General features: G+C 35.7%; 13 protein-coding genes. 5 read left to right on the top strand and 8 right to left on the bottom strand.

All coding sequences use genetic code 11. The features are described 5' to 3' along the window. Window positions 1-1884, top strand: a complete 1884-nt coding sequence (locus MHH66_RS03220; RefSeq protein WP_078185226.1) for a vWA domain-containing protein — start codon at window positions 1-3, stop codon at window positions 1882-1884. Between the two features lie 38 nt (window positions 1885-1922). Here the strand turns inward: MHH66_RS03220 and MHH66_RS03215 are convergent, their stop codons facing one another. From MHH66_RS03215 to MHH66_RS03205, 3 genes are read right to left on the bottom strand one after another with little or no spacing between them, the layout of a single operon-like run. Then, window positions 1923-2345 (bottom strand): NUDIX hydrolase, encoded by a 423-nt coding sequence (locus tag MHH66_RS03215; protein WP_063218721.1) that lies wholly within the window; start codon window positions 2343-2345, stop codon window positions 1923-1925. 60 nt (window positions 2346-2405) lie between these two features. Beyond that, window positions 2406-3371 (bottom strand): L-threonine 3-dehydrogenase, encoded by a 966-nt coding sequence (locus tag MHH66_RS03210; protein ID WP_063218722.1) that lies wholly within the window; start codon window positions 3369-3371, stop codon window positions 2406-2408. 44 nt (window positions 3372-3415) lie between these two features. Beyond that, the gene (locus MHH66_RS03205; RefSeq protein WP_000095918.1) at window positions 3416-4606 is read right to left on the bottom strand and encodes a glycine C-acetyltransferase; all 1191 of its coding nucleotides are present in this window, start codon (window positions 4604-4606) and stop codon (window positions 3416-3418) included. Window positions 4607-4818: 212 nt separating this feature from the next. On the opposite strand from MHH66_RS03205, the gene MHH66_RS03200 reads away from it, so the two are divergent. Then, window positions 4819-5550: a class I SAM-dependent methyltransferase gene (locus tag MHH66_RS03200; protein ID WP_078185225.1), complete on the top strand. Its 732-nt coding sequence runs from the start codon at window positions 4819-4821 to the stop codon at window positions 5548-5550. A 183-nt stretch (window positions 5551-5733) separates the two neighbouring features. On the opposite strand, the gene MHH66_RS03195 is transcribed toward MHH66_RS03200, so the two are convergent. Genes MHH66_RS03195 through MHH66_RS03185 form a run of 3 tightly spaced genes read right to left on the bottom strand, consistent with a single transcriptional unit; the run spans window position 5734 to window position 8627 of the window. After that, window positions 5734-6555, bottom strand: a complete 822-nt coding sequence (locus MHH66_RS03195; protein ID WP_012260297.1) for an ABC transporter ATP-binding protein — start codon at window positions 6553-6555, stop codon at window positions 5734-5736. A gap of 12 nt (window positions 6556-6567) precedes the next feature. Further along, window positions 6568-7626: a FecCD family ABC transporter permease gene (locus MHH66_RS03190; protein ID WP_002169174.1), complete on the bottom strand. Its 1059-nt coding sequence runs from the start codon at window positions 7624-7626 to the stop codon at window positions 6568-6570. Next, entirely contained in the window at window positions 7623-8627 is a 1005-nt protein-coding gene (locus MHH66_RS03185; protein ID WP_002029732.1) for a FecCD family ABC transporter permease, read from the bottom strand. The genes MHH66_RS03190 and MHH66_RS03185 overlap by 4 nt, the downstream gene beginning before the upstream one ends. Window positions 8628-8799: 172 nt before the next feature. Between MHH66_RS03185 and MHH66_RS03180 the strand changes: the two genes are divergently transcribed. Both MHH66_RS03180 and MHH66_RS03175 read left to right on the top strand, forming a co-directional pair. Continuing rightward, entirely contained in the window at window positions 8800-9768 is a 969-nt protein-coding gene (locus tag MHH66_RS03180; RefSeq protein ID WP_063218724.1) for an ABC transporter substrate-binding protein, read from the top strand. 379 nt (window positions 9769-10147) lie between these two features. Beyond that, the gene (locus MHH66_RS03175) at window positions 10148-11497 is read left to right on the top strand and encodes a peptide MFS transporter (protein WP_061674012.1); all 1350 of its coding nucleotides are present in this window, start codon (window positions 10148-10150) and stop codon (window positions 11495-11497) included. 42 nt (window positions 11498-11539) lie between these two features. On the opposite strand, the gene MHH66_RS03170 is transcribed toward MHH66_RS03175, so the two are convergent. After that, window positions 11540-11719: an acid-soluble spore protein H gene (locus tag MHH66_RS03170; RefSeq protein ID WP_002010492.1), complete on the bottom strand. Its 180-nt coding sequence runs from the start codon at window positions 11717-11719 to the stop codon at window positions 11540-11542. A 207-nt stretch (window positions 11720-11926) separates the two neighbouring features. Beyond that, window positions 11927-12214, bottom strand: a complete 288-nt coding sequence (locus MHH66_RS03165) for an ArsR/SmtB family transcription factor (protein WP_001075217.1) — start codon at window positions 12212-12214, stop codon at window positions 11927-11929. 387 nt (window positions 12215-12601) lie between these two features. On the opposite strand from MHH66_RS03165, the gene MHH66_RS03160 reads away from it, so the two are divergent. Continuing rightward, complete coding sequence (locus MHH66_RS03160) at window positions 12602-13138, top strand: redoxin domain-containing protein (RefSeq protein ID WP_320609108.1); 537 nt, start codon at window positions 12602-12604, stop codon at window positions 13136-13138. Window positions 13139-13298 lie beyond the last annotated feature (160 nt).

The raw sequence follows: 13298 nt of genomic DNA, 5'->3' as shown, positions 1-13298 counted from the left end.
ATGAGACAAATTTTTAGTGACAAAAAAATTGATGCGTCGCTGTTTCTACAAATGGAAAACTTAATGTATGCTCTTCTAAAAGAAGACGATGCCTATCTTGAGTATGGCTATAAAGCATACTACGACGAAATTGAAAAAAAGGTTGTCATTAGTCACTTTTGGGATGATCGAAAAGAAGAGGATACAGTAATCGGATTAAAAAGCGAAGTGTTCTTAAAGGCACTTGGTAATAAACATTACTCGGACATGACTTTAATTCGTTCTTATGCGATTGAGTTACAAGAATCGCCTCTAAAAAAGTTTTTAACACAATTATTTGTTCTATTAGAAGATTTACGTGTTGAGGAAATCGTCAAAAATTTACGTCCTGGCACAAAACATATTTTTAAACGCCGAAAAGAAATGTATCGCAATTACTTTGGCTCACAAAATGAAATAAATCGTGTTCGTAACTATCACGGTGATCGTCTATTTTGTCTATGCTATCTTTCATTAACGAGTGATAAATATGAAATGTTTAATAATGAATATTTCGAGCAAATTGAATCAATTTTGCATGAAACATTCCAAGCTCGTAATACGGAAGATATTATGTATATTGTTGAGAACATTCGCTATCGTTTAGAAGGACTTCTTGAAAGTGATATGCTTAATAATTATTTCGGACATGCACCGCTTTATTTATCTGTAATTGCAGATGAGAAAGACAGTCGCGCTGAAAAATTAGCAAATGATGATACGCAGCTCCTAGATGACGATGATAACAAAAACAAAATGGATGAAAGCTTCTCGACATGGCACCGTGAAAATAAAAACAATGAAAACGAGAACTTTTTACGCTTTGATTTAGAAAGCGGAACAAAAACAAATATGATGGGTGATACTGCTCGTGAATCAGAAGATGGTGACCAAGCACTTGGTTCTGTACAAGGTACTTCCCAAAAAAGTACACAATCTAACTTTGATGGTGCTGATACAGAGGAAGCAAGAGCGTCTCATGCTTCTAGCCAAAACGACGGTGCATACGGCAAGTATAATGTGGGAGCTTCTCATACATTTAAAGAAGCTCGCAAATCGAATCCTGATGAGAAAAAAGATTACCAAGCTATCAAATCAGTCGTTAATAAAGATGTAAAAGAATTAAAGAAAATTATCGAAAAAACGATTGAAAACAAAACGAATGCAAACAGTGATAAATATTACGGAAGGCTTCGTAAGAAATTCCTTCGTATTTATACTGAAAAGCAGCCGCGTATGTTTTATAAAAAAGGACAAGAATCACAAGAGCTCGACGTTGCATTCCAACTATTAGTGGACTGCTCTGGTTCTATGTATAACAAAATGGAAGAAACGAAGAAGAGTGTGGTCCTATTCCATGAAGCGTTGAAATCTTTAAAAATCCCGCACGCTATTAGTGGATTTTGGGAAGATGCTTCTAGTGCTAAACCTGAAGATAAACCGAACGTTATCCATGAAGTTGTTACGTATAAAAACTCAACGTTACCAAACGTCGGTCCAGAAATTATGCAACTTCGCGAAGAAGAAGATAACCGCGACGGGTATATTATTCGTATCGTTTCCGAAAAGCTTGCGAAAAGACCAGAAAAACATAAATTCTTACTTGTCTTTACAGACGGTGAACCTTCTGCACTAGACTATCAACAAGACGGAATTTTAGATACGCACGAAGCAGTCAAACTTGCTCGTAAAAGTGGTATGGAAGTAATCGGCATCTTTATCGAAGAAGGCGAAGCGAAAGAAGCGACTTATCAACTAATGAAAAACATTTATAACCATCACTTCTTAGTTGCAAATCATGCTGAAGATTTACGCCTGAAGATTAAACCATTGTTGAAGAAACTATTACTGAAGACGATTGAATAGAAAAACAGGAGCCCCGAGGCTCCTGTTTTTTCGTTCACTCACTGTGTTTCTGGTTGAAATTTATATGGAATGGCTACTTCTAACAATGCTTCAAATCCCCCATCGTAGAATGGGAATCGTTCATTTGCGATTGTCCGATCCACCCACTCGATTGCGGAAATTTCTTCTTCATCTTCTGCACCAAGTTCACCTGTTACAACATTTGCTCGGAATGTAAAAAATAACGCATGATTCCCTGGTTCTTCAAAGAATTTTTCATTGATCGCAACAAGTCCACCTGCCGCAGCAGTTAAACCTGTCTCTTCTTTCACTTCTCTTACTAGTGCTTCCTCTAATATTTCACCTTTTTCAACAGCCCCGCCTGGCAATGACCAAACGTTTTGTTCTATATTATGTACCATTAATATTTTATCTTTTTCGCTATCGTGTATTAATGCATATACAACATCAACTCTTTGCATGTTGCTTTTCTCCCTTCCTAAAATAATTAAGAGCCAATTCCTAAGAATCGGCTCTTCTTATTAATTCATTACTAACTCAGATGCGAGCTTTTTTTTTAACTTGGCTAACATATCAGTTGTCATTCTGTCTAAATCATATTCTGCTTTAAAGCCCCACTCTTTCATTGCTGCTGTTGCATCAATAGAGTTCGGCCAGCTATCAGCGATTGTTTGACGAGCTGGATCTACTGCGTAATCCATTGTAAAGTTCGGAATGTGTTTACGGATTGATGCTGCAATTTGCTCTGGTTCAAAGCTCATTGCTGTAATGTTAAACGCATTTCTATGAACTAGTTTATTTGGATCAGCTTCCATTAATGAGATGATTGCTTGTAAAGCATCTGGCATATACATCATGTCCATGTATGTTCCTTCTGCAATGTATGAGGTGTATGTACCTTTTTTAATCGCCTCATAATAAATTTCAACTGCATAGTCAGTTGTTCCGCCTCCTGGAGGAGCTACGTAAGAAATTAAGCCTGGGAAACGTACACCGCGCGTATCAACGCCAAACTTTTGATGATAATAATCACATAGTAATTCTCCTGCTACTTTGTTTACCCCATACATCGTAGTAGGACGCTGAATTGTATCTTGTGGTGTATTATCTTTTGGCGTTGATGGACCAAATGCACCGATAGAACTTGGCGTGAAAAACTTACAGTTTAATTCACGTGCTGCTTCTAATGCATTTACAAGTCCGCCCATATTTAAATTCCAAGCAAATAACGGATTTTTTTCTGCAGTTGCTGAAAGTAAAGCCGCTAAATGAATAATTGTATCTACTTCATTACGCTTTGCAATATCATTTAATTTTTGTCCATCCGTTACATCTAACGTTTCAAATGGACCAGACGTTACTACTTCACTGTCTGTTTCACGAATATCTGTTGCAATAACATTTGATGCGCCGTATACATCACGAAGTTTCATTACTAGTTCAGAACCAATTTGCCCTAAAGAACCGGTTACTAGAATTTTTTTCATTTTTCCCACTCCCCATTTGCAAGCTATTCAAAAGATGTCGTTACTTAAATGATACCCATTTCTTTCCCTACTTTTTCATACTTACGAATTGCTTCATCTAGCATTTCTTTCGTATGAGCTGCTGTAGGCATATTACGAACGCGTCCCATTCCTTTTGCTACGGTTGGGAATACGATAGATTTTGCGTAAACGCCTTCTTCATTTAGACGTTTACTAAATTCTTGTGTTAATACTTCATCACCAATAATACAAGGTGTAATTGGTGTTTCACTTTCTCCAATGTTAAAGCCAAGTTCTTTTAACCCTTGTTTTAAATAGCGACCATTTTCCCATAAACGATCGTGTAACTCTGTGCTTTCCATTAGAATTTCAATTGATCTCATACAAGCAGCTGCATCAGCTGGTGTTAAAGCTGTTGAGAATAAGAATGGACGTGAACGCACTTTTAACCAATCGATTAAGTTTTGTTTCCCAGCTACATATCCACCAATTACCCCAATTGCTTTTGATAATGTACCAATTTGAAAATCAACTTTATCAGAAAGGCCGAAATGTTTTACAGTACCTGCACCTTTGCCAAGTACACCTGAACCGTGTGCATCATCTACATATGTCATTAAATCCAGCTCTTCTGCAATTTCAACAATCTCTGGTAATTTTGCAATATCTCCATCCATTGAGAAAACACCGTCTGTAATAACCATTAATTTATTATAAAGACCTGATTCTTTTGCCTCGATTGCTTTTTTGCGTAAATCTTCCATATCAGAATGCTTATAAACGATGATTTTCGCTCTTGATAGACGACTACCATCAATAATAGATGCATGGTTTAATTCATCTGAAAGAATCGCATCATTTTTATCCATAACAGCTGAAATCGCTGCCATATTACAGTTAAATCCTGATTGATAAGCAATTGCTGCTTCTGTATGTTTAAACTTTGCAATTGTTTCTTCTAATTTAATATGCAAATCTAAAGTACCGTTAATTGTACGAACAGCTCCTGCTCCAACGCCGTACTTATGAATTGCACCAATTGCTGCTTCTTGTAAGCGATTATCAGTCGCTAATCCAAGGTAGTTGTTTGAAGATAAGTTAATATATTCTTTTCCGCCAATTGTAATAATCGGTCCATTTGGACTTTCAAGCGGATCAATTACGTTATAAAGCCCCTTTGATTTTAAATCCTCTAAATTTTCTTCTAAAAAGTTTGCAAGTGTTTTACTAGACATCGTGAAGCCTCCCATCGTTCATGTAAGCGGATTATTATCTTAATAGTTCTAATAATCCCTCTACTAGCTTAACACGTTTTCAGAATTTATTATAGAAAAATAGTTTAAAGAAACCGCTTACAATTTTAGATTATATATGATTCATTACAAGAAATCTATCATTTACTTTTCATATTTGATAGAATTAAAAAAATATTTAGGAGGCTTTTAAAATGGCATTTACTGAATCTGATGTATATAATAACGAATCGTTTTTAGAGCAATATATGCAGCGAAGATATCGAGAAAATAGTCCAAACGAATCCCTTGAAAAACCAGCATTCTTTCAGCTCATTGGCAATGTAACAGGAAAACAAATCCTCGATTTAGGTTGTGGTGATGCTAAATTCGGCGAAGAATTATTAGAACATGGATGCCACTCTTACACTGGTATTGAAGGCTCCGAGCTTATGTATGAAAAAGCTAAAAAACAACTAGAAAATAAAAATGGCACCGTTCATTTTTTAAACCTCAAAGACTACACATACCCTCCTTCTACTTTTGATTTAGTAACATCTAGACTCGCCTTACATTATATTGAACACCTTGATATCATTTTTCAAAATGTGTTTCAAACTTTAAAAACAAACGGAACCTTCACCTTTAGCGTTCAACATCCCGTTATTACCTCTTCATTTGAAAGCTTGCAAACGAGTGGTAAAAGAACTAGTTGGCTCGTCGATGATTATTTCAAAACAGGAAAACGAGTTGAGCCATGGATTGATCAAGAAGTTATTAAATATCACCGGACTACGGAAGAATATTTTACATTATTACAACAAGCCGGATTTACGATTACAAGATTAAAAGAAGCTACACCAAATCGAAACTGTTTTCAAGATGAAGAAGAATATGAACGACGTTTACGTATTCCCCTTTTTCTATTATTTTCTTGCCGAAAATAAAGTGAAACTTTAATCAGTGGGGGATGTTCATCCCCCACTGATTATTAGCCCGCACCAATCGGGCTTTTACGGGCAGTTGATCCCCCAACCAGCTTCTTTGCTTTCGCTGGATTTTGAGATGGGGATCTTACTGCCCGTTAATGCAGGGTAAAAAAGACGATGAATCCTCATCGTCTTTTTTCGTTATCTCATCGCCTGAACAGCCTCTTTAAATACACGTCTTCCTCTTCCATGCGGGATACAGAGCGGTGTCCCAAATAACGGATCAGCGCTTATTTGACACTCCATACGGAATACATCCCGAACTAACTTCTGGTCAATAACTTCTTCTGGTTTACCTTGCGCATATATTTGTTTATCTTGAATAGCTACAATGTTGTCTGCATAACGACATGCCAAATTTAAATCGTGCAATACCATAACAATCGTTCTTTGCTCTGTTTCATTTAATTCGAATAATAAATCTAACACTTCAATTTGGTGCGTCATATCTAAATATGTAGTCGGCTCATCAAGCAAAATAATATCTGTATCTTGTGCAAGGGTCATTGCAATCCAAGCACGTTGACGTTGTCCACCTGAAAGGGCATGAACATCACGCTCAGCAAATTCTGTCATACCCGTTGCAGCAAGCGCTTTTTGTACCATTTCCTCATCTTTTTCGGACCATTGCTTCAGCCATGTTTGATATGGATAACGTCCTTGCTTTACAAGTTGCAATACTGTAAGTCCTTCTGGAGCTTGTGGCCCTTGCGGTAAAATTGCCATTTGGCGAGCAATTTGCTTCGTTTGCATACTTTGAATTGCTTGATTATCTAACAAAATGTCACCGGTTGTTGGCTTTAATAATCTAGCTAGTGAACGTAATAAAGTTGATTTCCCACAACCGTTAGAACCGATGAAGATTGTAATTTCCCCTTTTGGAATTTCTAAATTCAGCTCATCAATAATAATCGTTTCACCATACGACAGCGTCAAGCGTTTCGTCTCCAATGCTTTTTGCATATTCATCTCCCTTTATGAATTCCGACTTTTATAAAGTAAATAAATAAAATAAGGTGCACCAATTGCTGATGTAAATACCCCTGCTGGAATTTCAAGTGGTGCGAAAACTGTACGCCCAATTAAATCTGCAGCGAGTACTAGAATTGCACCGATAATCGCCGCAACTGGGAGCAATGCACCGTAGAAAGAGCCAACTAATCTTCGCGAAATATGAGGTGCCATTAAACCAACAAATCCAATTCCTCCTGCAAAGGCAACTGCCCCGCCAATTAAAGCTGTACTAAGTAATAACATGAATACGCGTGACTTCGTTAAAGGAACACCCAGTCCTACCGCAATATCATCCCCTAACTCTTGAGCATTTAAATGTCTAGCCGCTATAAATGATATTACCGTTAAAATAAGAACCCACGGCGCAAGTATCATAACGTTTTGCCACGAAGAGCCATAAACAGTACCTGTGATCCATACATTCGCTTGACTTGCTTGATAAATTGGTGCTAACAACATAAATAAAGTTGTTGCTGCTTTCGTTAATGCCCAAAATCCAACACCAATTAAAACAAGACTAATCGGTGATAATCCATCATTTTTCCAGGCAAATAAATATACAAAAAACGCTACAATTGTTGCCCCAGCAAAAGCTGCTAGCGGCATATAATGAATGCTTACTGTTAACGCATTGTTTTTATCACTAAATATAGCTAAAAAGAGTACAACTGCAACACTTGCCCCGCCCGTAATTCCGATGATATCAGGAGAAGCAAGTGGGTTTCGAACGAGCCCTTGTAAAATACAGCCCGCTACCGCAAGTGCAATTCCTACGAGGATAGCAATTAAAATACGCGGCATACGAAATTTATTTACAACCATATTTGACATCGCATCACCATTTCCGGTAATCGCTTGCCATACGTCATAAGGAGCAATTTTCATATCCCCCATACCTGCACTCGCAAAAAATAATCCTATTAAAACAACTAGTAAACTCAATAAGACGAGACAAGCTCGTTTATACATTAAAAACGAGAGCTCGCCTTTTCCAATACGAAACGGAATATACTTCTTCATTTGCTAAGCCCTCTCTTACGTGCAATATAAATAAAGAATGGGGCCCCGATAAATGCTGTCATAACCCCTACTGGTACTTCTTGTGGCATAATGACATATCTTGCTGCTATATCAGCCAAGATTAATAGTATTGCACCTAACAATCCGCTATAAGGTACTCTCCATCTGTGATCTACCCCAACAAGAGCTCTTGCGAAATGAGGAGTAACGATGCCAATAAATCCAATTGGACCAGCAACCGCAACTGAACCACCAGACAACAGTACAATAATAAGTAACACGAATGATTTCATTAAAATCGTTCGTTGCCCGAGCCCCTTTGCGACATCTTCCCCCATCATTAATGTATTTACTTTCCCTGCCATCATAAAAGATGCAATCCAGCCTATTAATAAATACGGGAATACTGATTGTAAAATCTCTAACTTTCTTCCTTGCACAGATCCGGCAAGCCAAAATAACACTTCTTCAAATGCTTTTTCATTTAATACAAGTAACCCTTGTGTTAATGATGAAAATAAAGCGCTTATCGCTACACCTGCTAATGTTAACTTAAGAGGCGTTGTCCCTTCTTTTCCTAAAGAACTAGAGGCAAATACAAGTACTGCTGCAACTGCCGCTCCTAAAAAGGCAATCCATGTGAAAGCTGATAATGATGTCACGGAAAAGAGTACAATTGCTACAACTATAAAGAACGCAGCGCCTGAATTTAATCCAATAAAATCTGGAGAAGCAAGCGGATTCTTTGTTAAAGTTTGCATTAAACAACCTGCAATGGCTAAACTAGCACCAACACTTGCTGCAATTAACGCCCTTGGTAGACGCACATTTTGAATAATAATATGCTCATTTGAACCATTAAAATGGAAAAAAGCATCTAAAGCTAATTTCCAGCTCGTATTTGTATATCCGAAAATAATGCTTCCCCAAATACAAATAACGACTGCAATGATTCCAACAAGTAATCCAATCCATTTTGCTTGATTTGTTTTTAATAACATGCAGCGTTTCCCCTTCAATGTATAATGATACGTTGTAAGTGTATTTCAACTTAATTCTCATTGTCAACGATAATGAGAACTATTTTCAGTAATATATATTGACAATCAAAAGATAAAGGCTTAATATCATGCTTGCTATTGAAAAATATTCTCAACATGTAGGGGGTACATAATGAATTTCATGCAAAAGAAATCGTTTACAGTATTTGTATTTTTACTAGCTTTTTCACTTCTTTTAAGTGCTTGTGGAAAATCAAATAACAAAGAAGAATCAACAAAAGAAGATAATAAAAAAGAAATGATTACGGTTGAGCACGCAATGGGTAAAACAGAAGTTCCTGCCAATCCAAAACGTGTAGTTATTTTAACTAATGAAGGAACTGAAGCTTTACTCGAATTAGGTGTAAAACCAATTGGGGCTGTAAAGTCTTGGACTGGTGATCCGTGGTATCCACATATTAAGGATAAAATGAAAGATGTAAAAGTTGTTGGCGATGAAGGACAAGTTAACGTTGAAACTATCGCTTCTTTAAAACCAGACTTAATTATCGGTAACAAAATGCGCCACGAAAAAGTGTATGAGCAATTAAAAGCTATTGCACCTACTGTTTTCTCGGAAACATTACGTGGTGAATGGAAAGATAACTTCAAATTTTATGCAAAAGCTTTAAATAAGGAAAAAGAAGGTCAAAAAGTTTTAGCTGATTACGGAAAACGTATGGAAGATTTAAAAGGAAAACTTGGTGATACAGTAAATCAAGAAATTTCTATGGTACGCTTTATGCCTGGTGATGTTCGTATTTATCATGGCGATACATTCTCTGGTGTTATTTTAAAAGAACTTGGATTTAAACGTCCTGGAGATCAAAACAAAGATGATTTCGCAGAACGTAACGTATCTAAAGAGCGTATTTCGGCAATGGATGGCGATGTATTATTCTACTTCACATTCGATAAAGGCAATGAGAAAAAAGGTTCTGAACTAGAAAAAGAATATATAAACGATCCTCTCTTTAAAAACTTAAATGCAGTAAAGAGCGGAAAAGCATACAAAGTTGACGACGTTATTTGGAATACAGCTGGTGGTGTAATGGCCGCTAACTTACTACTAGATGATATTGAAAAACGCTTTGTTAAATAATTTTATTGTAACCAGCTCCCTCTTTTATGGAGCTGGTTTTTTCATTTCACTGAAGTGTCACATTATTTCATTTTGTATTTTTATTACCGATATGTTATATTGTAAAAGTAAATATAGTTTATTTTCTCTATATCAGAATAAATATTTTAATCTAAATTTTCTGATTTATCACTATTTTACTTTATTTTAGAATTCAATTACTACATTTGAAAACGCTTATTATCTTGTTTTCAGGGAAAAATACAATAACGGTTGAAGAAAAATAGATTTTTTCAGAAATTTTCTTGCTATTTCCATATAATTCTATTGACTTCTAAATATTTTGTGAATTAAAATAATTACATAAATATCCGTTATACAGGATTAGGGGGAAACAAACATGGATGCAGCTTTAAAATTAGACAAAGCTGGAGAGCAACAATCACCAAAAAAACATCCACCAGGATTATATTTGTTGTTCTTTACAGAAGCATGGGAAAGATTTAGTTATTACGGAATGCGTGGCTTATTAGTTCTTTATTTAACAACGAGCTTAGTAAGTGGCGGTTTAGGATTTGATAAAGCAGTTGCAGTTCAAATTTACGGTATTTTCACAATGCTTGTATATTTCACACCGATTATTGGTGGCTGGTTAACTGACCATTTCATTACGAAACGACATGCCATTACCATCGGCGGTATCATTATGGCGATTGGTAACTTCGTACTATTTTCAATGAACACGAAAACTGGACTATTTTTAGGATTAGGATTATTAGTTATCGGTAACGGATTCTTCAAACCAAATATCTCGACTTTACTAGGTCAATTATATAGCGACAACGATTCTCGTCGTGATAGTGCCTTCACTATCTTCTACATGGGAATTAACTTAGGAGCTCTTATCGCTCCATTCATTTGTGGTTACTTCACAGATTATAGATACGGTTTCTTAACAGCTTGTATCGGTATGATTATTGGACAGATTGCCTTTAATTTCTTAGCACCTCGTTACTTAGGGTCTATCGGAACAACTGTTGTCGGTAAAAAATCTAAAGAACAAAATGCAAAACCTATTGAGAAAAAGCCTTTAACAACACAAGAGAAAAAGCGTACAACTGCAATTTTAATTTTAACTTGTTTCGTTGTATTCTTCTGGGCAGGATTTGAACAAGCTGGTAGTTCTTTAACACTTTACACAGATAAGTTCGTGGATCGTACAATTGGTGGATTTACAATTCCAACACCTTGGTTCCAATCTGTAAACCCACTATTCATTATCTTACTAGCATTACCAGTTTCTGCATTATGGATTAAACTTTCAAAAACAAAAAATGGTGATTTAAAAATCCCTACAAAAATGGCTTTTGGTATGATTTTACTAGGAATCGGGTACTTAGTTTTAACTTTAGCTGTTCTAAAAACTGGTAGCGATGAAGGTAACATTACAATGAAAGCAAACTTACTATTCATTGTATTCACTTACATGTTCCACACAATCGGTGAATTATTCTTATCACCAATCGGATTATCTATGGTAAGTGCAATCGCACCTCTTAAATTAGCATCTTTATTAATGGGTGTATGGTTAGCTGGTACTGGCTTTGCAAACTTATTAGCAGGACAATTAGCTGCTTTCACTCAATCTTTAGGATATTTAGAAGTATTCGCAAGCATCGGTGTTATCGTAATCGTGCTAGGATTAGTACTTCTTATGTTCTCTAAGAAAATTGCACATATGATGGAATAGTAAATAAAAAAGACGCTTCTACAATTAGAAGCGTCTTTTCTATTACATCTCTTCTAAAGCCGTGACATCCACGTGAACGCTCTCTCCTGGGTTGGATACGTCATACACTTGAGCACTACCCTTCTGCTCATCACAGCTCTCAATCCATACGGGGACTCCCTCGTATGTAACATCAATTCTACTTGAAGAAGATAATATCTGTTTCACACGTTTTACATCCATTATATTATTCCTCCTTTGGCTTACAACACTCCTTTCTATCTTTTCATATCCCTTCAGAATATATTCCGTCAATTTAGCACTTCAACCGATAGTTTGTTTCTTTCTAACACGCTAATATATACACTCTCAAATCTTCCTATTATTAGATCCTTTCCAAATAAAAAAAGACGTATATTTCACACGTCTTCTTTCCATAATATTCAAAAATTAAGAAAATAATGTTTTTACTACTTCACTTACTTTATCGTTATGAATTTGATAGTACACTTCTAACCCGCGTCTCTCAAAGCGTACTACTTTATTTTGTTTTAATTTCGTTAAATGCTGCGAAACAGTTGATTGCGGAATTTCTAATACCTCTTGTAATTGTGTTACATTACATGTTCCACGCTGCATCAGTTCCATTACTAAACGTAGACGAAGTGGATGAGCTAATGCTCTTAACATCTGTACGTCTTCTTCTGAAATACGACAGTCAAATTGGTTTTGGTTCATAAAATTCCCCTCATTTTCATTTTTTATTTTCTCTTTATTTATTTATATATCTGTTCTTATATTTCCTGTTACGACATAACTTTATCAACCTATAATGCTGAGAAAATTTTCCGACTTTTATCAGCACACAGTTCAAGAAAAAATCCCACCTGATTTTGAATATTATACTATATGATACAATAAAAAAGCAAAACAAAGGGCTAGCAATACTTTGCTTACAAACGTTGTTTTATCAGGCTTTTTGTTATATTTTCACCTTACTGAAATGTACAGTAATGATATTGTAAAATATCGTCCATAATTGATAACCTATCGTAAAGTAATTTGACCATATTTAACCACTTTGTTACGATAAAAAGGAAATTTAAGTAAGGAGGATGATGTAATATTAAAAAATGGTTTATTTTTGCGTTAATTAGCATTGCGGTTGGCTGGACCATTATCAATCACTTCCTATACAAAAAAGAAGATATAGCTTCAAAATCAAACACCCCCATTGGAACTGAAGTTGGCAATGTTGCCCGCAATTTCCTTCTAGAAACAACCACTGGTCAAGAAGTTCGTCTTACAGACTATAAAGGAAAAAAAGTAATATTGAATTTTTGGGCAAGCTGGTGTGGTCCATGCAAAATAGAAATGCCTGATCTGGAAAAGTTTTATCACGATACTAAAGATATGGGGATTGAAATTGTTGCTGTAAATGCGACAGCTACTGAAAAAGACCCGAATAATGTAAAACAATTTCTTGAAGAAAACAAATATACCTTCCCCGTCCTATTAGATCAGAAAGGCCAGGCAAGTGCCACATATCAAATCATCAGCATTCCAACATCTTTTGTCATCGATACAAACGGTGTCATTCAATATAAGCATGTAGGACCAATGACATATGAAAAAATGAAAGAATATGTAAATAATTTATAGAAGCGTAATCAAATCAATTTGATTACGCTTTTTGTCTACTTTATGAACAAAATGTTACTTTTAATACTATTATGGAATAATTATACTTTTTCACGTTGACAATAGTGTTGAAGGAGAATATACTAAGCATGTAAGTTGATTGTGAATAGTTTCACAAATA

This window comes from Bacillus sp. FSL H8-0492 (genome assembly GCF_038006145.1).
Lineage (GTDB): Bacteria > Bacillota > Bacilli > Bacillales > Bacillaceae_G > Bacillus_A > Bacillus_A mycoides.
The sequence above is the reverse complement of the archived record's forward strand: the minus strand, read 5'-3'. Positions and strand labels throughout refer to the sequence as shown.

Excerpts from the sequence above, each read along its gene's own strand:
- MHH66_RS03180 (WP_063218724.1), top strand. The coding sequence starts at position 8,800 with ATGAATTTCATGCAAAAGAAATCGTTTACAGTATTTGTATTTTTACTA.
- MHH66_RS03195 (WP_012260297.1), bottom strand. The coding sequence starts at position 6,555 with ATGCAAAAAGCATTGGAGACGAAACGCTTGACGCTGTCGTATGGTGAA.
- MHH66_RS03165 (WP_001075217.1), bottom strand. The coding sequence starts at position 12,214 with ATGAACCAAAACCAATTTGACTGTCGTATTTCAGAAGAAGACGTACAG.
- MHH66_RS03220 (WP_078185226.1), top strand. The coding sequence starts at position 1 with ATGAGACAAATTTTTAGTGACAAAAAAATTGATGCGTCGCTGTTTCTA.
- MHH66_RS03185 (WP_002029732.1), bottom strand. The coding sequence starts at position 8,627 with ATGTTATTAAAAACAAATCAAGCAAAATGGATTGGATTACTTGTTGGA.
- MHH66_RS03210 (WP_063218722.1), bottom strand. The coding sequence starts at position 3,371 with ATGAAAAAAATTCTAGTAACCGGTTCTTTAGGGCAAATTGGTTCTGAA.
- MHH66_RS03205 (WP_000095918.1), bottom strand. The coding sequence starts at position 4,606 with ATGTCTAGTAAAACACTTGCAAACTTTTTAGAAGAAAATTTAGAGGAT.
- MHH66_RS03175 (WP_061674012.1), top strand. The coding sequence starts at position 10,148 with ATGGATGCAGCTTTAAAATTAGACAAAGCTGGAGAGCAACAATCACCA.
- MHH66_RS03190 (WP_002169174.1), bottom strand. The coding sequence starts at position 7,626 with ATGAAGAAGTATATTCCGTTTCGTATTGGAAAAGGCGAGCTCTCGTTT.
- MHH66_RS03215 (WP_063218721.1), bottom strand. The coding sequence starts at position 2,345 with ATGCAAAGAGTTGATGTTGTATATGCATTAATACACGATAGCGAAAAA.
- MHH66_RS03200 (WP_078185225.1), top strand. The coding sequence starts at position 4,819 with ATGGCATTTACTGAATCTGATGTATATAATAACGAATCGTTTTTAGAG.
- MHH66_RS03170 (WP_002010492.1), bottom strand. The coding sequence starts at position 11,719 with ATGGATGTAAAACGTGTGAAACAGATATTATCTTCTTCAAGTAGAATT.